Genomic DNA, 19,087 nt, shown 5'->3' on the forward strand with positions numbered 1-19,087 from the left:
CTACAAACTCAGTGCGCCTCATCCCAGTTGTTGCCCACGCCAACTTCCACCAGCAGCGGCACATCCAGTTTCGCCGCTTCGCTCATGTGCGTACGAATTTCGGCACTGACCTGCTCGACCAGATCCTCGCGAACCTCCAGCACCAGTTCGTCGTGCACTTGCAGGATGACCCGCGCATCCAGCCCCGACGTGGCCAGCCAGTTATCCACAGCCACCATGGCTTTCTTGATGATGTCTGCTGCCGTGCCCTGCATCGGCGCGTTGATCGCTGTGCGTTCTGCAGCGGCGCGTTCCTGCGGCTTGTTCGAGTTGATCTCCGGCAGGTACAGGCGACGACCGAAAAAAGTTTCGACGTAACCCTGATCCGCCGCCTGCGCGCGGGTGCGCTCCATGTATTCGCGAACGCCTGGATAACGAGCGAAGTAAGTGTCGATGTAAGCCTTGGCGGTCTTGGTGTCGACGCCGATGTCCTTGCCGAGCTTCTGCGCGCCCATGCCGTAGATCAGACCGAAGTTGATCGCCTTGGCGCTGCGGCGCTGGTCCGAGGTCACTTGATCAAGCTCGACCTTGAATACTTCGGCAGCGGTTGCAGTGTGCACGTCGAGATTGTTGCGAAAGGCGTTCATCAGGCCTTCGTCGCGGGACAGGTGCGCCATGATCCGCAATTCGATCTGCGAGTAGTCCGCCGCCAGTAGTTTATAGCCCTTCGGCGCGACGAACGCCTGACGAATGCGCCGGCCTTCGGCAGTGCGTACCGGGATGTTCTGCAGGTTCGGATCACTGGAGGACAGGCGTCCGGTCGAAGCCACGGCCTGGTGATACGAGGTGTGGATGCGCCCAGTGCGCGGGTTGATCTGTTCGGGCAGGCGATCGGTGTAGGTGCTTTTCAGCTTGCTCATCGAGCGGTGCTCCATCAGCACCTTCGGCAAGCGGTGATCGTCTTCGGCGAGTTTCGCCAGCACTTCTTCAGCGGTGGACGGCTGGCCTTTGGCGGTTTTCTTCAGCACCGGCAGGCCGAGCTTTTCATAAAGAATCACGCCCAGCTGCTTCGGCGAGCCGAGGTTGAATTCTTCCCCGGCGATTTCGAAGGCTTCACGCTCCAGCGCGACCATTTTGTTGCCCAGCTCGATGCTCTGAATGCCGAGCAGTTCGGCATCGACGAACGCGCCCTGGCGTTCGATGCGCGCCAGTACCGGTACCAGCGGGATTTCGATGTCGGTCAAGACGCTGGCCAGGCTCGGAATCGCGCTGAGCTTGTCGAACAGGATCTGGTGCAGGCGCAGAGTGATGTCGGCGTCTTCGGCGGCATACGGCCCGGCCTGTTCCAGGGCGATCTGGTCGAAGGTCAGTTGCTTGGCACCTTTGCCGGCGATGTCCTGGAAGCTCACCGTGGTGTGGTCAAGGTACTTCTGCGCGAGGCTGTCCATGTCATGGCGGGTTGCGGTGGAGTTGAGTACGTAGGACTCAAGCATCGTGTCGAAGGCGATGCCGCGCACGCTGATGCCTTCACTCTGATCGCCGCCAATGGCGCAGTTGGCCAGAATGTTCATGTCGAACTTGGCGTGCTGGCCAACCTTGAGTTTGCTCGGGTCTTCCAGAATCGGCTTGAGTGCGCGCAGCACGGTGTCGCGATCCAGCTGCTCCGGCACGCCGATGTAGGAGTGGGTCAGCGGGATGTACGCAGCTTCGTTGGCCTGTACGGCGAACGACAGACCGACCAGTTGCGCTCGCTGCGCGTCGATGCCGGTGGTTTCCGTGTCGAAGGCGATCAGCTTGGCGTTGCGCAGTTTTTCCAGCCAGACGTCGAAGCGGGCCTGATCAAGGATGGTTTCGTAGGCGGCCTCGGCAGGGGCAGCAGATGCCTCGGCTTGCGGGGCGCTGAACAGATCATGGGCGGGCGCAGGTTCGGCCGCCGCGCTCAGTTCCAGACGCTTGGCATCGCGATCCAGATCATTGAGCCAGCTCTTGAATTCCAGCAGGGTGTACAGCTCGTAGAGTTTGGCCGGATCTTCCTGGCCCATCTGCAGATCATCGAGGCCGATATCCAGCGGCACGTCGACCTTGATGGTCGCCAGTTGATAGGACAGGAAAGCCATTTCCCGATGCTCTTCGAGCTTGGCCGGCAGGGTTTTTGCTCCACGGATCGGCAGGGTCGGCACGATGTCGAGGTTGGCGTACAGCTCGGTCAGACCGCCGTTGACGCCGACCAGCAGGCCGGACGCCGTCTTCGGGCCGATGCCCGGAACGCCCGGAATGTTGTCGGAGGAATCGCCCATCAGTGCCAGATAATCGATGATCTGCTCCGGTGCGACGCCGAATTTCTCCTTCACGCCTTCCACATCCATCGAGCTACCGGACATGGTGTTGACCAAGGTAATGTGGCCGTCGACCAGTTGCGCCATGTCCTTGTCACCGGTGGAGATGATCACCGGGCGATCTGCTGCCGCACTGCTGCGGGCGAGGGTGCCGATCACGTCGTCGGCTTCGACGCCGTCGACGCACAGCAGCGGGAAGCCGAGGGCGATCACGCTCTGGTGCAGCGGCTCGATCTGCACGCGCATGTCATCGGGCATGCTCGGCCGATTGGCCTTGTATTCGGCGTACATCTCATCGCGAAATGTTCCGCCCTTGGCGTCGAACACCACGGCGAAGGGGCTGTCCGGGTACTGCTTGCGCAGACTCTTGAGCATGTTCAGCACGCCTTTGACCGCACCGGTCGGCAGGCCTTTGGACGTGGTCAGTGGTGGCAGTGCATGAAAGGCGCGGTACAGGTAAGACGAACCGTCCACCAGGACGAGGGGGGCTTGGCTCATGAGCAGGATCAACCTTTTCGGCGGGTCCGGCGCTAGAATAGCGGGACCGTTGACGACAAAGGGACAAGGTTATCATGCGTACGTTAAATCGCTTGCTGCTGGTCGGGTTGATCGCTGTCTCACCACTGGCCGCGATCGCGGCGGATGATGCGCCGGGCGGCGACCCCGAGGTCACCATCCGCACGGAGGGCGACAAGACTATTCAGGAGTACCGTCAGAACGGTTTCCTGTATGCGATCAAGGTCACGCCGAAGGGCGCGCCGCCGTACTTTCTGGTGCGCGCCGACGGAACGGATGCCAACTTCATCCGCTCGGACCAGCCGGATATGCTGATCCCGTCATGGAAGATCTTCGAATGGAAGTAGGTTTTTAATTCACCCGGCGCCGCCGTTGCGGCGCCCGTACTGGCAGTCAAGACATGTCTGTGTTCACTCCCCTGGCTCGGCCCGAGCTGGAAACCTTTCTCGCCCCTTACGGGCTCGGCCGCCTGCTTGATTTCCAGGGGATCGCCGCCGGCAGCGAAAACACCAATTTCTTCATCAGCCTGGAGCAGGGCGAGTTTGTCCTGACCCTGGTCGAACGCGGCCCGGTGCAGGAGATGCCGTTCTTCATCGACCTGCTCGACGTGCTGCACGAAGCCGAACTGCCCGTGCCTTACGCCCTGCGCACCACCGACGGCTTGGCCCTGCGTGAACTCAAAGGCAAACCGGCGCTGCTGCAACCGCGTCTGTCGGGCAAGCACATCAAGGTCGCCAACGCCCAGCATTGCGCCCAGGTCGGTGAGTTGCAGGCGCATCTGCATCTGGCAACCCAGGGCGAGCGCATGATCAAGCGCAAGACCGATCGCGGCCTGGACTGGATGCTGGAGGAGGGCACTGAATTTCTCTCGCACCTGAGCGATGAGCCGCGTGCCTTGCTGCAAAAGGCGCTGGATGAGATCACCGAGCGCAAAGAGAAGATTCTTGCGCTACCTCGCGCCAATATTCACGCCGATCTGTTCCGCGACAACGCCATGTTCGAAGGCACCCACCTGACCGGGCTGATCGACTTCTACAACGCCTGCTCGGGGCCGATGCTGTACGACGTGGCGATCGCGTTGAATGACTGGTGTTCGGACGAGGAGGGCGTGATCGATGGCCCGCGCGCCCGGGCATTCCTCGGTGCCTACGCGGCGCTGCGGCCGTTCACGGCGGCGGAGGCTGAGCTCTGGCCAACGATGTTGCGTGTGGCTTGTGTGCGGTTCTGGCTGTCACGCCTGATCGCCGCAGAGCAGTTCGCCGGGCAGGACGTGTTGATTCACGATCCGCAGGAATTCGAGCAGCGCCTGGCGCAGCGGCAGCAGGTCAATACACCGTTGCCCTTCGCCCTCTGAGTAGATTCGCCAAGCAAACACGAACCTGTGGGAGCGAGCCTGCTCGCGAAGGCGGCGGCCCGTTCAGCATTTTTGCTGACTGACCAACCGCTTTCGCGAGCAGGCTCGCTCCCACAGGGTTTGTGTTGTTACAGCGACTCCAGGCACCCGGCCAGATCATTGCCCAACTTTTCCAGCACCTGCTCATAGCCCTGAGCCGTCGCCGGCGTATAACCACCCAACGCATCCAGCTCGGCGAGTTTCACCGGCAAACCGGCCACCAGGGTTTCCGCCAGGCGCGGACGCAACGGCGGTTCGCTGAACACACAGGTCTTGCCTACTTCCTGCAAACGCTTGCGCATCGCCGCGACATGCTGGGCGCCGGGCTGTACTTCGGCGGCCACCGCGAACACGCCCGCGTGCTTCAGGCCGTAAGCGTCTTCGAAATAATCAAACGCCTCATGAAACACGAAGTACGGCTTGCCTTCGACATTGGCCAGACGCGTCTTCAAGCGCTGATCCAGCGCATCCAGACGTTCATCGAAGGCTTTGGCATTGCTCTGATAGCGCTGGGCATTGGCCGGGTCGGCGGCGCTGAGGTCGGCGGCCATTTTGTCAGCGATCACCCGCGCATTGACCGGTGACAGCCACAAATGTGCATCCAGCGAGCCGGGGCGATGATCGTGATCATGCTCGTCGGCTTCTTCGGCATGGGAATGGTTGTCCGCGCCGAAATGCCGCAGCTTGAGCCCCGGCAGATCCTGCACAGCGACGCTCGGCAGGCTGCGACCGCCGAGTACGCGCGGCAGGAAACCTTCCATGTCCGGGCCGATCCAGTAGAGCAGATCGACCGACTGCACCTTCCGTACGTCGGATGGGCGCAGGGCGTAATTGTGTGGGGAGGCACCCGGCGGCAGCAGCACCTCGGGAATCGCCACGCCGTCCTGCACGGCAGCGGCAATCAGCTGCAACGGTTTGATACTGGTGAGCACTTTGACCTCGGCCTGAGCCGTACCGATCAGCAGAAAACTGGCAACAAAAGCCACAAAAACAGAAAAAAGTCGGGACACGATGACCACTCAAGGAAGCGAGAACGGGTAACATAATAACGTCTCCAGCAAATCTCGTCGCCGCTCATGCCTATTACACCGATTGCCAGCCGTCCCCACGACCACTCCCATTGCGTGCACAGCGCTCTGTCCGAGGCCGATACCTTGTGCGCGCAGAAAGGTTTGCGTCTGACTGCCCTGCGCCGCCGTGTGCTGGAACTGGTCTGGCAAAGCCACAAGCCGCTGGGTGCCTACGACATCCTCGCGGTGCTCAGCGAGCAGGACGGCCGCCGCGCCGCGCCGCCTACCGTGTACCGCGCACTGGATTTCCTGCTCGAAAACGGCCTGGTCCATCGCATCTCGTCGCTCAACGCCTTCGTTGGCTGCGTGCATCCTGAACACGCGCATCAGGGCCAGTTCCTGATCTGCCGCGAGTGCCACGCCGCCATCGAACTTGAGCAAAAAGTGATCAGCGACGCGATCATCAGCAGCGCCAAAGACGTGGGTTTCATCGTCGAAGCGCAGACGGTCGAAGTGGTTGGTCTGTGCGCCGGTTGCCAGGGGGCCTGATGAGCAACGCGCTGATCCGTCTGGAGCAGGTCGCCGTCACGTTTGCCGGGCAGACCGTGCTGGACAACATCGAGCTGAGCGTCGAGCCGGGGCAGATCGTCACCCTGATCGGCCCCAATGGCGCCGGCAAGACCACGCTGGTACGCGCCGTGCTCGGGCTGTTGAAGCCGAACAGTGGCAGCGTCTGGCGCAAGCCGAAATTGCGCGTCGGTTACATGCCGCAGAAACTGCATGTTGACCCGACGCTGCCGCTGTCAGTGCTGCGCTTCTTGCGCCTGGTGCCTGGCGTCGATCGTTCGCGTGCCTTGGCCGCGTTGAAGGAAGTTGGCGCCGAACACGTGATTGACAGCCCGGTGCAGAGCGTTTCCGGCGGCGAAATGCAGCGCGTGCTGCTGGCTCGGGCACTGCTGCGTGAGCCAGAGTTGCTGGTGCTCGACGAGCCGGTGCAGGGCGTCGACGTGGCCGGGCAGGCCGAGCTGTACAGCCTGATCACCCGTCTGCGCGACCGCCACGGTTGCGGCGTGCTGATGGTGTCCCACGATTTGCATCTGGTGATGAGCACCACCGATCAGGTGGTCTGCCTCAATCGTCACGTCTGCTGCTCCGGGCATCCCGAGCAGGTCAGCGGCGATCCGGCATTTGTCGAGTTGTTCGGCAAGAACGCGCCGAGTCTGGCGATCTATCACCACCATCACGACCACGCCCACGACCTGCACGGTTCGGTGGTCAAAGGTCCGCTCGGCGGGCAACCTCATGTTCATGGAGACGGCTGCAAGCATGGCTGATTTTCTTTTGTATGCCCTGCTAGCAGGTCTGGCCCTGGCGCTGGTGGCCGGACCGCTCGGCTCGTTTGTGGTGTGGCGGCGCATGGCCTATTTCGGCGATACGCTGTCCCACGCTGCGTTGCTTGGCGTGGCGCTGGGCTTTCTGCTGGACGTCAGCCCGACGGTGGCGGTGACGGTCGGTTGCCTGCTGCTGGCGGTGCTCTTGGTGACGCTGCAACAGCGTCAGCCACTGGCGTCCGACACCCTGTTGGGAATTCTTGCACCGAGCACCCTCTCTCTCGGCCTGGTAGTACTAAGCTTCATGCATGAAGTGCGGATCGACCTGATGGCCTATCTGTTCGGCGACTTGCTGGCAATCAGTCCGAGCGATCTTGCGTGGATTCTCGGTGGCACCGCGGCGGTGCTGGTGTTGCTGGTGACGCTGTGGCGACCGCTGCTGGCGGTCACCGTGCACGAAGAATTGGCGCGGGTCGAAGGCCTGCCGGTTGCGGGTTTGCGCTTGGCGCTGATGCTGTTGATCGCGGTGGTGATCGCCGTGGCGATGAAAATCGTCGGTGTGCTGCTGATCACTTCTCTGCTGATCATTCCGGCGGCTGCGGCACAGCGTCACGCCCGTTCGCCGGAGCAGATGGCCTTGGGCGCGAGCCTGCTGGGCATGCTCGCGGTGTGCGGCGGGCTGGCGTTGTCGTGGTTCAAGGACACCCCGGCGGGGCCGTCTATCGTTGTGACGGCAGCCGCGCTGTTTCTGTTGAGTTTTGTTCTGCCCCGTCGTGGGGTGTAGACTTGGCCGCTTTTTGCGCAATTAGAGAGTCGCAGGAATGAAGCCGTTCGCCTCCCGTTATCTGCTCCTTGTCGCATTTTCAGTGCTGCTGGGCGCCTGCCAAAGCACGCCGCCGGTGGCTCAAGTCCCGGACGCGCGGGCTACGGCCATCGCGCAGCTGGAGCAAAGCCTGGCCAGCAGCGAACTGGCCACCGCCGAAGACCAGTTGGCCGCCTTGCAGGCCGCTACCCCCAACGATCAATCCCTTGAGCAGTACCAGCGGCAACTGGCCGAGGCGTATTTGCGCCGCAGCCAGATCGTCCTGCAGAAAGGCGATGTCAACGCTGCCGCCACCGCGCTCAGCCGCGCCCGTGCTCTGATGCCCAAGGCGCCAGCGCTGACCGGCGGCGTCAACGGCGCGATCACCGAAGCGCGCAAGGCCGAGCTGGAAAAGGCCGAGGCCGCGTTGCTGGCTGCCGAAGCCAGGCCGAAAGCCAAGGTCATCGACCCGACCGCCGAGAGCACCACTGTTGCGTTGAACATCGGCGATATTCACAAGTTGCAACGACAACTCGATGCGATCGCCGCCGATGTGGTGAATTACGAATGTGCCGTCAGCATTCAGGCGCCGCGCACCGCGGATTATCCGTGGCTGGCGACGTTGCTGAGCAAGCGAGTCAAGAAGCTCGATCCTGATTTTGATTTGCAGATCGAGAAGCAGATCTTGCGCACAGTGCCGGCGCAGATGGTTTTAAGCCCGCGCAAGCCATAAAAAGCTTCGCGAGCAGGCTCGCTCCCACAGGTGCAACAGCGTACCTGTGGGAGCGAGCCTGCTCGCGAAAGCGTCCTCTCAACCAATAAAGATCTTAAGCCGGAATAGCCTTGGCCTTAGGCTCGCGCGCCCACACCCGGTGCTCGCCGATCGCGGCGAAGAACGGTTTGGTCAGCGCCCCTACATCCGCGCCCTGCAACAACCCCGCATCCGCGTCGAGCTTCAACAAGTCCTGCAACTGCTTGGCCTCGCCGTGCAGCGCGATCGCCTTGAGATGCTTGTAAGCTTCGAGCAGATAATGCAACGCCACGCCGTCACCGCTCAACGCGGTAATCGACGCCGCGCCACCCGGTACGAACACCGCATCGAACGCAATTGAAGGCATGCCTTCCATCGACGCATCCACCGGCAATGCCTTGCCGTCAGCGGTCTTCACTGGCGCCGAGGTCGGGCCGAGCAGTTTCGCGTGGGCGCCTTCGGCTTCAAGTGCTTTCTTCATCGCATCGATGGCTGCAGCATCAACGCCGTTGGCCGCGAGAATCGCCACTTTGCGCGTCTTGATGTTGCCCGGCAGCAGGTTGGCCTGGCTCAGCGCTGGCGATTGCTCCAGCGAGGTCTTGCGCACTTCGACCGTGCCTTTGGCGGGTGCCGGCAAACCAAGGTTTTCAGCCACGCGTTTGGCCAGGGTCAGGTCGATATTGGCGAGGATCTCGTTCACTTCACGGGCACGGATGAACTCACGTTCGACCTTGCCCAGCTCGAAGCTGTAGGCAGCGATGATGTGCTCTTTCTCGTGGTCGCTCATGCTGTTGAAGAACAAGCGGGCCTGGGAGAAGTGATCGCTGAACGACTCGCTGCGCTGACGGATCTTCGCTGCGTCGATGCGCTCCGGGTAGCTCTCGAAACCACCGTCCTGTGCCGCTGGCGGGGTTTCTTTTGGCCAACCGCCGTCGATCGAGTTCGGCTCGTACGAGGCACGCCCCTTGTCGATGGTGGTGCGGTGTTGCGCATCGCGCTGGCCGTTGTGGAACGGCGCCACCGGACGGTTGATCGGCAACTCATGGAAGTTCGGCCCGCCGAGTCGGCTGATCTGCGTGTCGGTATAGGAAAACAGCCGACCTTGCAGCAACGGGTCATTGGAGAAGTCGATACCCGGCACAATGTGGCCAGGGCAGAAGGCGACCTGCTCGGTTTCGGCGAAGAAGTTGTCCGGGTTGCGGTTCAGGGTCATTTTGCCCAGCGGCGTAATCGGGACGATTTCTTCTGGAATGATCTTGGTCGGGTCGAGAATGTCGAAGTCAAAATCGTGTTCGTTCTCTTCTTCGACGATCTGCACGCCCAGTTCCCATTCCGGGTAATCACCCATCTCGATCGCTTCCCACAGGTCGCGGCGGTGGTAGTCGGTGTCCTTACCGGCGAGCTTCTGCGCCTCGTCCCACACCAGCGAACAGGTGCCGGCGGTAGGGCGCCAGTGGAATTTGACGAAGCGTGATTTGCCCTCGGCGTTGATCAGGCGGAAGGTGTGTACGCCAAAGCCCTGCATGCTGCGCAGGCTTTTCGGGATCGCCCGGTCGGACATCGCCCAGATGACCATGTGCGCCGATTCCGGTACCAGCGAGACGAAGTCCCAGAACGTATCGTGAGCCGAGCCGCCGGTCGGGATTTCGTTGTGCGGCTCGGGTTTCACCGCGTGGACGAAGTCCGGGAACTTGATCGCGTCCTGAATGAAGAACACCGGCATGTTGTTGCCGACCAGGTCGAAGTTGCCTTCGTCGGTAAAGAATTTCACCGCAAAGCCACGCACGTCACGCACGGTATCGCCGGAACCACGTGGCCCTTGCACCGTAGAAAAGCGCACGAACACTGGCGTCTTCTTGCCCGGATCCTGTAGGAAACCGGCCTTGGTCAGCGCTGCATGGTTCTCGTAGGTCTGAAAGAACCCGTGCGCGCCAGTACCACGCGCATGGACGATACGCTCCGGAATGCGCTCATGGTCAAAGTGCGTGATCTTTTCACGCATGATGAAATCTTCCAGCAGCGAAGGCCCGCGCGGCCCGGCTTTGAGGGTGTTCTGGTTGTCCGCGATCTTCACGCCCTGATTGGTGCGCAGCGCCTGACCGGTGGCGTCGGAACGGAATTCTTCCAGGCTGTCGAGCTTGGCATTGGTGTTGGCGCGATCCGGGGTATCGGTCCCGGCCATTTCGCTTTTAGCAGGTGCAGGCTTTTTGATGCTCATCAGACGTAAACTCCTCGTTTGGCCCCGGATGCCTTCCGAAGACCCTTGAGTGATTCCCGGGCACGGCACCCAGGGGTTTCAAGTCGCTTAAGTAGTGACTGATGAGCGTTTCAGCCGTTCCGTTTATCTGACCTTTGATCGCGTTATTGCCAAATTGAAGGTTAATTGCGAAATAAATGCTAAGAACCTCTATACGGACAGGCTAAAATGCGCGCCCGGCTAACCGCTGATCCTTTTCCAACGCGCCCCACAAGGTTCGCTACGTGATCGAGTTTCAAAACGTCCACAAGACTTACCGCGTTGCCGGTAAGGATATTCCCGCGCTGCACCCGACCAGTCTCGCCATCGAGAACGGCCAGGTGTTCGGCCTGATTGGCCATTCCGGTGCGGGCAAAAGTACCCTGCTGCGTCTGATCAATCGCCTGGAAGATTCCAGTGGCGGCAAGATCATCGTCGACGGCGAAGAAGTCACCGCACTGGACGCCAACGGCCTGCGCCGTTTCCGCCAGCAGGTCGGGATGATCTTCCAGCACTTCAACCTGCTCGCCTCCAAGACCGTCGCCGACAACGTGGCCTTGCCGCTGACCTTGGCCGGTGAGTTGTCGAGCAGCGAAATCAACCAACGCGTGGCCGAGTTGCTGGCGCGGGTCGGTTTGTCCGACCACGCGAAAAAGTACCCGGCGCAACTGTCCGGCGGTCAGAAGCAGCGCGTCGGCATCGCCCGTGCGCTGGCGACCAAGCCGAAGATTCTGCTGTGCGACGAGGCCACCAGCGCCCTCGACCCGCAGACCACCGCATCGGTCCTGCAACTGCTGGCAGAAATCAATCGCGAACTGAAACTGACCATTGTCCTGATCACCCACGAAATGGACGTGATCCGGCGCGTCTGCGATCAGGTCGCGGTGATGGACGCTGGCGTGATCGTCGAGCAGGGTCCGGTGGCCGATGTGTTCCTGCATCCGCAGCACCCGACCACCAAGCGTTTCGTCCAGGAAAGCGAGCAGATTGACGAGAGCGAGCAGCGTGACGATTTCGCCCACGTGCCCGGGCGCATCGTGCGTCTGACCTTCCAGGGCGAGGCGACCTACGCGCCGTTGCTCGGTACCGTCGCCCGGGAAACCGGCGTCGACTACAGCATCCTCGCCGGTCGCATCGACCGCATCAAAGACATTCCGTACGGGCAACTGACCCTCGCTGTCACCGGCGGCGACATGGAGGCGGCGTTTGCCCGCTTCACCGCCGCTGACGTTCACATGGAGGTGTTGCGCTAATGGCTGATCTGATGAGTTTCTTCGCCAATATCGACTGGTACGAAATCTGGCTGGCGACTGGCGACACCATGCTGATGCTCGGCGGTTCGCTGCTGTTCACCGTGCTGCTCGGCCTGCCGCTGGGCGTGCTGCTGTTTCTCTGCAGCCCGCGTCAGTTGCTGGAGAACCGTGGCCTCTACGCCGTGCTGTCGCTGGTGGTGAACATCTTGCGTTCGCTGCCGTTCATCATTCTGCTGATCGTGATGATCCCGTTCACCGTGCTGATCACCGGCACCTCGCTGGGTGTGGCCGGGGCGATCCCGCCGCTGGTGGTGGGTGCTACGCCGTTCTTCGCGCGTCTGGTAGAAACCGCGCTGCGCGAAGTCGATCGCGGCATCATCGAAGCGACCCAGTCGATGGGCGCGACCACGCGGCAGATCATCATGAACGCCCTGCTGCCGGAAGCCCGTCCCGGCATCTTCGCAGCGATTACGGTGACAGCGATTACACTGGTGTCCTACACGGCGATGGCCGGTGTGGTCGGCGCCGGTGGTCTGGGCGACCTGGCGATCCGTTTCGGCTACCAGCGTTTCCAGACCGACGTGATGATCGTCACCGTGGTGCTGCTGTTGATTCTGGTGCAGGTGCTGCAAATGGTTGGCGATCGCCTGGTCGTGCATTTCTCGCGCAAATAAGCGGTTTTTTAATCAAGAGGCGCGGGCCATTCGCTGGCGGGCGCCCTCACAAGGAGTTAGCTGAATGAAAAAACTGATCGCTGCTTTCGCCGCTGTTGCGGCGTTTTCGGCCCACGCCGAGACCCTGACCGTTGCCGCCACTCCGGTGCCGCACGCGGAAATCCTCGAGTTCGTCAAACCGGCCCTGGCCAAGGAAGGCGTGGATCTGAAGGTCAAGGTCTTCACCGACTACATTCAGCCGAACGTACAGGTCGCGGAAAAGCGTCTGGACGCGAACTTCTTCCAGCACCAGCCGTATCTTGATGAGTTCAACAAGGCCAAGGGCACTGATCTGGTCGCTGTGACAGGCGTGCATCTGGAGCCACTGGGCGCATATTCGAGCAAGATCAAGGATCTGAAAGACCTGCCCGGCGGTGCCAACGTGGTGATCCCGAACGACGCCACCAACGGCGGCCGTGCGCTGTTGCTGCTGGCCAAGGCTGGCGTGATCACTTTGAAGGACCCGACCAACATTCTGTCGACCCTCAAAGACATCGAGCAAAACCCGAAAGACCTGAAATTCCGTGAACTGGAAGCCGCGACCATTCCGCGCGTGCTGACCCAGGTCGATCTGGCGCTGATCAACACCAACTATGCGCTGGAAGCCAAGCTCGATCCGTCCAAGGATGCGCTGGTGATCGAAGGCAACGACTCGCCATACGTGAACATCCTCGTGTCCCGCCCGGACAACAAGGACAGCGATGCGATGAAGAAACTGGCGGCTGCGCTGCACAGCCCGCAAGTGAAGCAGTTCATTACCGAGAAGTACAAAGGCGCGGTATTGCCGGCGTTCTGATTCAGGTTGCTGCAATGAAAAAGGGGCGCATTTGATGCGCCCCTTTTTTTGCCTGGAATATGATCTGTGTGGGAGCGAGCCTGCTCGCGAATACGGTGTGTCAGTCAAAACAGATGTTGAATGTGCTGGCCTCTTCGCGAGCAGGCTCGCTCCCACATTGGACTGGTGTTGATCCTATTTTCGCTCAAGCATCGCCGGCAACTGCGCCACCAGCTTGGCATTGTTCAACGGCGCGCGAATAAACCCGCGCTGCGTGCCGTCCGGGCCGATCACCGCAAGGTTGCCGCTGTGGTCCACGGTGTAATTCGGCTTGCTGGTATCGGCGGGAATAAACGGAATGCTCACCGCATTCGCCACCTTCTGCAGCTCTTCGATAGATGAAGGCGTCAGGCCAATGAACTGCGGATCGAAGTAGCCCAGGTACTGTTTCAACTGCTTCGGCGTGTCGCGGTTGGGGTCGACGCTGACCAGTACGATCTGCAATTTATCCACAGCCTCTTTCGGCAATTCACTCTTGATCTGCCGCAGTTGCGCCAGGGTGGTCGGGCAGATGTCCGGGCAGAAGGTGTAGCCGAAGAACAACAGACTCCACTTGCCTTTCAACTCATCGATTGCAACCGGTTTGCCGTCCTGATCGGTCATGGTCACGTCCGGCAGGTTGCGGCTCTGCGGCAGCAGGATAATGCCGGCGTCGATCAGCGCAGTCGGGTCGCCCTGGCCTTTGCCGCTGAGCACTTTGTTGACGGTAAGCCCGAGGATCAGCGCGATCACGGCGACGAGGATGAAGACGGTTTTCTGGGTTCGGGTCATAGGTTCAACAGTAAGTAGTGGTCTACGAGCAGGGCGATGAACAACAGGAACAAGTAATAAATAGAGTACTTGAAGGTATTGATCGCCGCGTGCGGCCGAGTGCCACGGTACAGCACCACGGCCCATTGCAGAAACCTTGCACCCAACGCCAGCGCACAGACCAGATACAGCACGCCGCTCATGTGAATCACGTAGGGCAAGAGGCTCACTGCCAGCAACACAAAGGTGTACAGCAGAATGTGCACTTTGGTGTAGTGCTCGCCATGGGTCACCGGCAGCATCGGAATGTCGGCCTTGGCGTATTCCTCCTTGCGATGAATCGCCAGCGCCCAGAAATGCGGCGGGGTCCAGGCGAAGATGATCAGCACCAGCAACAGCGGTTCGGCGCTGACATGGCCGGTGGCGGCGGTCCAGCCAAGCAGCGGTGGCGCGGCGCCAGCGAGGCCGCCGATGACGATGTTCTGCGGCGTCGCGCGTTTGAGAAAACCGGTGTAGATCACCGCGTAACCGAGCAGCGAGGCGAGGGTCAGCCACGCGGTCAATTGATTGGTGAAAGTCAGCAGCAGGGCTTGGCCGAGCAGCGCCAGCACCAAGGCGAAGGTCAACGCCGCCGCAGGTGAAACCCGGCCTTCGGCCAAGGGACGTTTGTGCGTGCGCGCCATTACCGCATCGATGCGCCGATCGACCACATGATTGACCGCCGCCGCACCACCGGCACACAAGGCGATGCCCAGATTGCCAAACACCAGCACTGTCCACGGTACGCCCGCGCGGGTGGCGAGGAACATGCCGACCAGCGAGGTGATCAGCATCAGCACCACGACTTTCGGTTTGGTCAGCTCCAGATAATCGCGCCACAGCGCTTGCGCCGCACGCTCGCCGATCAGACTCGCCATGGCGTTTCTCCTTTCAATGCGATGGGCGCAACGGCAGGTTTGTGCGCACTCAAGCGCCAGCGCGCCAGCACCGGTTGGCTCACCCGCAGCAGGCTGGTGCGGGCGTGGTAATTGACCAGTACCAGCGTCAGCAATAACGCCGCACCGCCAGCGTTATGGGCGACGGCCACCGGCAGCGGCAGATGAAACAGCACGTTGCTGATGCCGAGGGTGATCTGCGCCGCAAGGGCGATCAGCAGCAAACCGGCCAATCGGGTCATGCCTACCGCTTTCAACTGCCAGGCCAGACCGAGCAGTACGACCGTCACCAGCAGAGCGCCGATGCGGTGGGTCAGATGAATCGCCGTGCGCGCGTCGCTATCGAGTTGTCCGCCGAGATAATTCGGGCCGATGTGCTGGGTCAGGTGGAAACCATTGGCGAAGTCCGCCGGCGGCAGCCATTGACCATGGCAGGTGGGGAAGTCGATGCAGGCCACCGCTGCATAGTTGGAACTGACCCAGCCGCCCAAAGCGATCTGGCCGATCACCAGCAGCAGCCCCGCTGTCGCCCAGTATTGCAGGCGTTTGGGTACCGTCAGCGCCGGCAGCACGCCGGACAACCTCAGCGTCAGCAGGAACAGCAGACTCAACGTGGCAAAGCCGCCGAGCAAGTGCCCGGTGACCACTTGCGGCCAAAGCTTGAGCGTCACCGTCCACATACCGAACGCCGCTTGGGCGATGACCACCGCCAGCAGAAACAGCGGCAGTTTCAGCGGCTGGCCCGGATGGCGCCGGTTGACCCAGGCGCGCCCGGCCAGCACTGAAATCAGCAAACCGAGGGTGCCGGCGAAGTAGCGGTGAATCATCTCGTTCCAGCCCTTGTGCGCCTCCACTGGCGCGTCAGGGAAGTGCAGTTCGGCATGGGCCAGTTGCGCCTCGCTTTTCGGCACGCTGATAAAGCCGTAGCAGCCTGGCCAGTCCGGGCAGCCGAGGCCGGCGTGGGTCAGGCGGGTGTAGGCGCCGAGCAGCACTACAATCAGTGCCAGCAGGGTGGCAAACAGCGCGAGGCGAAATCCAGGTTTGGCCATGACGATGCCCTCATCCGATGTTCGACAGTTTCAGCAGATGCCGCAGGTCGTTAAGCAGATCCTTGCCCTTCACATTCGGCTCGTAGCGCAGCACCAGATTGCCGTGCGGATCGACGATCCACAGCTGCGGCACGGCTTTGTCGCCGGTGGTCCTGATGAATACGCCGGCATCCAGCGGATAGCGCTGCAACTGCGGATATTCACGGTCGAGCTTGGCGGCGTAATCGGCGCTCAACGGTTGCGCGGCGGCGAGGGCGTGGCTGGCGCGGCCGGCTTCGCGGCCGAGGCTGATCTGGATCTGCCGCGCCAGATAAACCAGTTGCTGGCAATCGACGGCGCAATCCTTCGGCGCCGTGACCAGAATCTGCCAGCGCTGCTCATCGGCCTGCACGCCGAGGTCGGCGCGGGTCTGGCCGTTGCCGATCAGCTCGCCGTGATAGCTGCGTCCTTCCGGCACCCAGAACTGCAATTTGTACATGCCGGTGGCGAGCAACATCGGCCCGACCACGCCAAGCACGATCAGCAACAACTGAATGCGCCCGCGCCGGCGGCTGGGAACGGGTTTGGCCTCAGACATGCTGGGTGGATTCATGGCGCTTCCCATGGCGTTTCTCCTTTGCGTTGTGCCAGCCCAAATAGAGGTAAAGACCGAGCAGGGCCGTGGCCATGGCGAACCATTGCACGGCGTAGCCGAGGTGTTTTTCCGGCCCCATCGCGACCACCGGCCAATCGGTCTGATAGCTGACCGGGCCGGGTTCGGCGCGTAATTCGTAGGCGAAGCCGTCGCGCTCCAGGGTTCGCCACAATTTGCCCGGCTCGACGGCGGTGATGGTCTGCGGCCAGACACTGCTGACCGGATCGGCGTGCAACTGGAACGTTGCGCCGGGGGCGACATAGACCCAGGCGTCGAGCGTCAGCGCCTCGGCGGGTGTCGTGAATTGCGGCGGCACACGCCGGTCGGGCCAAGGCAGCCAGCCGCGATTGACCAGCAGCCACAGACCGCTGCGTTGATCCTGAAACGGTTGCAGCAATTCAACGCCGACCTTGCCGCCACGCTGGCGGTTGTCGAGCAACAGGGTATGGGCGGGGTCGAACTGGCCGTGCAGGCGCACGCGGCGGTAAGCCGGGTCGGCGCTGGCGAGCAGTTCACTGCTCGCCAGCGGTTCGGCCACGCGACGTTCGGCATAACTGGCCAGCAGCGCGGTTTTCTCCGCGCCCCGGCCCAGTTGCCAGAAGCCCAGCGCAACCATCAGCGGCAGCAACAGCGCCACCACGACAGTGGGAATCACGCCCGGGCGAAAGCGCTTCATGGGCGCGCCATAAAGTCAGTCATCGCGATCGCTATACTCAATTGCATCGCCTGTCCCCCGGAGCCTTGCCATGTTCAAAGCAGCGATCGTCCTGATGCTGATTGCCACGGTCGTCAGCCTGTTCAGCGGCCTGTTTTTCCTGGTCAAAGACGACAGCAGCTCCAATCGCCTGGTCATCGCCTTGAGTGTTCGGGTGGCACTGGCCGTGGTCACCGTCGGCCTGATGGCCTGGGGTTTCTACAGCGGCCAGTTGGTGTCCCATGCGCCGTGGTAGACGCGAGCGGCAAGCTGCAAGCGGCAAGCTACAAGTTGGAAGCCATCCCGCTTTGACTTGAAGCTTGCCGCTCGCCACTTGCAGCTGCTGTCAAAGCACATAAACGAAGAAGAACAAACCGATCCACACCACATCGACGAAGTGCCAGTACCAGCTCGCCGCCTCGAAACCGAACTGGTGCTCGTTGTCGAAGTGGCCCTTCATGATCCGCATCAGCATCACGAACAGGATGATCGTGCCGATGGTCACGTGGGCGCCGTGGAAGCCGGTAAGCATGAAGAACGTCGCGCCGTAGATGCCCGAGCCGAGGGTCAGCCCCAGCTCTTGGTAGGCGTGGATGTATTCCTCGGCCTGGAAACCGAGGAACGCGATGCCCAGCAGTACGGTGATCGCCAGCCACAGTTTCAGTGCACCGCGATGGCCTTTCTTCAGCGCATGGTGGGCGATGGTGATGGTCACGCTGGAGCTGACCAGCAGGATCGTGTTGAGCAGCGGCAGGCCCCACGGGCTGATGACTTCTTTTGGCGGCGGGAACAGTTTCGGATCAGGTGTGTGCAGCAGCGGCCAGACAAATTCGAAGTTCGGCCAGAGCATGTGCGCGATGCCTTTCGGCCCCTCACCGCCCAGCGCCGGCCCGGACACATGGCGCACATAGAACAGCGCGCCGAAGAAGGCGACGAAGAACATCACCTCGGAAAAGATGAACCAGCTCATGCCCCAGCGGAACGAGCGGTCCAGCTGCGGGCTGTACAGCCCCGCGCGACTTTCCTTGATCACCGCACCGAACCAGCCGAACAGCATGTACGCCAGCAGCAGGCCGCCGACGAAAAAGATCAGCGGGCCGTGGGAATCCGGGCGTGCAGCCTTGAGATCGTTGAACCAGGTGGCGAGGCCGTACACGGTGACGAACATCCCGAGCGTGGCGATGATCGGCCATTTGCTCTGGGCCGGGACGTAATAATGCTCATGAGTTGCCATTTATTGTTCTCCTTATCGGCCACGCTCAACCGCCAGTGTTAACAGCCACCGGCGGATGTCGGGCGGTGATATCGAACAGCGTGTAGGACAGCGTCAGGTGCTTCACTTCCTTGGGCATGTCGCGGTCAACGATGAAACGCACCGGCATCTCGATCTGTTCACCGGGCTGCAGCACCTGCTGGGTAAAACAAAAGCATTCGGTCTTGTGGAAAAACGCCGCGGCGTTGCTCGGCGCAATACTCGGCACCGCTTGCGCACTCATCGGTTTGTCGGTGGGATTGCGTGCGATGAACACCATCTCGTTGACCGCCCCAGGGTTGGCGGTCAGCTCGTCGTGTTTCGGGTAAAAGTCCCACGGCATGTCGGCAGTGTTGGTCGAGAGAAACTGCACGCGCACCTGGCGCGAGGTGTCGACCACTTGCTCGCCCGCATACTGGCCGCCGGTCTTGCCGTTGATGCCGAAGGCTTTGCACATCACGTCGTAGATCGGCACCAGGGCGAAACCGAAGATGAACATCGCCACTACCACCAGCAGCAGGCGGGTGACGAGCTTCTTCAGCGAGATCGAGTCAGCCATGGTTCATGCCTCCCTCGTGTTCCCTGGTGGCCGGTGATGCTGTGGTGAGGGGATAAATC

20 protein-coding genes are annotated in these 19,087 nt (G+C 61.5%); 10 read left to right on the forward strand and 10 right to left on the reverse strand.

Annotated elements, in window-relative coordinates; genetic code table 11:
* Positions 1 to 8 precede the first annotated feature (8 nt).
* Positions 9 to 2,813: a DNA polymerase I gene (gene polA, locus FEE99_RS04850; RefSeq protein ID WP_041476481.1), complete on the reverse strand. Its 2,805-nt coding sequence runs from the start codon at positions 2,811 to 2,813 to the stop codon at positions 9 to 11.
* A gap of 74 nt (positions 2,814 to 2,887) precedes the next feature.
* Here polA and FEE99_RS04855 point away from each other — a divergent pair, with 74 nt between their 5' ends.
* Positions 2,888 to 3,178, forward strand: coding sequence for a DUF2782 domain-containing protein (locus tag FEE99_RS04855; RefSeq protein ID WP_041476480.1), 291 nt, complete (start codon positions 2,888 to 2,890; stop codon positions 3,176 to 3,178).
* 53 nt (positions 3,179 to 3,231) lie between these two features.
* A complete protein-coding gene (locus FEE99_RS04860; protein WP_041476479.1) occupies positions 3,232 to 4,185 on the forward strand; it encodes a homoserine kinase in 954 nt (317 codons plus the stop codon).
* Positions 4,186 to 4,313: 128 nt separating this feature from the next.
* On the opposite strand, the gene FEE99_RS04865 is transcribed toward FEE99_RS04860, so the two are convergent.
* Positions 4,314 to 5,234, reverse strand: coding sequence for a zinc ABC transporter substrate-binding protein (locus tag FEE99_RS04865; protein WP_177326998.1), 921 nt, complete (start codon positions 5,232 to 5,234; stop codon positions 4,314 to 4,316).
* Positions 5,235 to 5,300: 66 nt separating this feature from the next.
* Between FEE99_RS04865 and FEE99_RS04870 the strand changes: the two genes are divergently transcribed.
* Genes FEE99_RS04870 through FEE99_RS04885 form a run of 4 tightly spaced genes read left to right on the forward strand, consistent with a single transcriptional unit; the run spans position 5,301 to position 8,100 of the window.
* Entirely contained in the window at positions 5,301 to 5,783 is a 483-nt protein-coding gene (locus tag FEE99_RS04870) for a Fur family transcriptional regulator (RefSeq protein ID WP_024014990.1), read from the forward strand.
* Positions 5,783 to 6,568, forward strand: a complete 786-nt coding sequence (znuC, locus tag FEE99_RS04875) for a zinc ABC transporter ATP-binding protein ZnuC (RefSeq protein WP_024014991.1) — start codon at positions 5,783 to 5,785, stop codon at positions 6,566 to 6,568. The genes FEE99_RS04870 and znuC overlap by 1 nt, the downstream gene beginning before the upstream one ends.
* A complete protein-coding gene (gene znuB / locus FEE99_RS04880; protein ID WP_016772340.1) occupies positions 6,561 to 7,349 on the forward strand; it encodes a zinc ABC transporter permease subunit ZnuB in 789 nt (262 codons plus the stop codon). The genes znuC and znuB overlap by 8 nt, the downstream gene beginning before the upstream one ends.
* 37 nt (positions 7,350 to 7,386) lie before the next feature.
* Positions 7,387 to 8,100, forward strand: coding sequence for a PA5502 family lipoprotein (locus tag FEE99_RS04885; RefSeq protein WP_041476477.1), 714 nt, complete (start codon positions 7,387 to 7,389; stop codon positions 8,098 to 8,100).
* 94 nt (positions 8,101 to 8,194) lie between these two features.
* Here the strand turns inward: FEE99_RS04885 and katE are convergent, their stop codons facing one another.
* A complete protein-coding gene (gene katE / locus FEE99_RS04890) occupies positions 8,195 to 10,336 on the reverse strand; it encodes a catalase HPII (protein WP_041476476.1) in 2,142 nt (713 codons plus the stop codon).
* A gap of 263 nt (positions 10,337 to 10,599) precedes the next feature.
* Between katE and FEE99_RS04895 the strand changes: the two genes are divergently transcribed.
* The 3 genes from FEE99_RS04895 to FEE99_RS04905 all read left to right on the forward strand — a co-directional run bounded on the left by FEE99_RS04895 (position 10,600) and on the right by FEE99_RS04905 (position 13,116).
* Entirely contained in the window at positions 10,600 to 11,607 is a 1,008-nt protein-coding gene (locus FEE99_RS04895) for a methionine ABC transporter ATP-binding protein (RefSeq protein ID WP_016772338.1), read from the forward strand.
* Positions 11,607 to 12,281: a methionine ABC transporter permease gene (locus FEE99_RS04900; RefSeq protein WP_016772337.1), complete on the forward strand. Its 675-nt coding sequence runs from the start codon at positions 11,607 to 11,609 to the stop codon at positions 12,279 to 12,281. The genes FEE99_RS04895 and FEE99_RS04900 overlap by 1 nt, the downstream gene beginning before the upstream one ends.
* Positions 12,282 to 12,345: 64 nt before the next feature.
* Complete coding sequence (locus tag FEE99_RS04905) at positions 12,346 to 13,116, forward strand: MetQ/NlpA family ABC transporter substrate-binding protein (protein WP_041476475.1); 771 nt, start codon at positions 12,346 to 12,348, stop codon at positions 13,114 to 13,116.
* Positions 13,117 to 13,290: 174 nt separating this feature from the next.
* Here the strand turns inward: FEE99_RS04905 and FEE99_RS04910 are convergent, their stop codons facing one another.
* The 5 genes from FEE99_RS04910 to FEE99_RS04930 are packed head-to-tail and all read right to left on the reverse strand — an operon-like array spanning position 13,291 to position 17,199.
* Entirely contained in the window at positions 13,291 to 13,926 is a 636-nt protein-coding gene (locus FEE99_RS04910) for an SCO family protein (protein WP_041476474.1), read from the reverse strand.
* Positions 13,923 to 14,822, reverse strand: a complete 900-nt coding sequence (gene cyoE, locus FEE99_RS04915; RefSeq protein ID WP_041476473.1) for a heme o synthase — start codon at positions 14,820 to 14,822, stop codon at positions 13,923 to 13,925. Before cyoE ends, FEE99_RS04910 begins: the two co-directional genes overlap by 4 nt.
* Entirely contained in the window at positions 14,810 to 15,889 is a 1,080-nt protein-coding gene (locus FEE99_RS04920; RefSeq protein WP_041476472.1) for a COX15/CtaA family protein, read from the reverse strand. Before FEE99_RS04920 ends, cyoE begins: the two co-directional genes overlap by 13 nt.
* Positions 15,890 to 15,899: 10 nt before the next feature.
* Positions 15,900 to 16,493 (reverse strand): hypothetical protein, encoded by a 594-nt coding sequence (locus FEE99_RS04925; protein WP_041476656.1) that lies wholly within the window; start codon positions 16,491 to 16,493, stop codon positions 15,900 to 15,902.
* Positions 16,459 to 17,199: an SURF1 family protein gene (locus FEE99_RS04930; RefSeq protein ID WP_041476471.1), complete on the reverse strand. Its 741-nt coding sequence runs from the start codon at positions 17,197 to 17,199 to the stop codon at positions 16,459 to 16,461. The genes FEE99_RS04925 and FEE99_RS04930 overlap by 35 nt, the downstream gene beginning before the upstream one ends.
* Positions 17,200 to 17,269: 70 nt before the next feature.
* Between FEE99_RS04930 and FEE99_RS04935 the strand changes: the two genes are divergently transcribed.
* The gene (locus tag FEE99_RS04935; RefSeq protein WP_016772330.1) at positions 17,270 to 17,473 is read left to right on the forward strand and encodes a twin transmembrane helix small protein; all 204 of its coding nucleotides are present in this window, start codon (positions 17,270 to 17,272) and stop codon (positions 17,471 to 17,473) included.
* A gap of 90 nt (positions 17,474 to 17,563) precedes the next feature.
* Here FEE99_RS04935 and FEE99_RS04940 read toward each other — a convergent pair whose 3' ends face one another.
* On the reverse strand, positions 17,564 to 18,451 hold the full coding sequence (locus tag FEE99_RS04940) for a cytochrome c oxidase subunit 3 (protein ID WP_041476470.1): 888 nt from the start codon (positions 18,449 to 18,451) through the stop codon (positions 17,564 to 17,566).
* Positions 18,452 to 18,476: 25 nt separating this feature from the next.
* On the reverse strand, positions 18,477 to 19,028 hold the full coding sequence (locus FEE99_RS04945) for a cytochrome c oxidase assembly protein (RefSeq protein ID WP_041476469.1): 552 nt from the start codon (positions 19,026 to 19,028) through the stop codon (positions 18,477 to 18,479).
* Positions 19,029 to 19,087 lie beyond the last annotated feature (59 nt).

Source organism: Pseudomonas sp. ef1, assembly GCF_007293365.2.
GTDB lineage: Bacteria > Pseudomonadota > Gammaproteobacteria > Pseudomonadales > Pseudomonadaceae > Aquipseudomonas > Aquipseudomonas siliginis.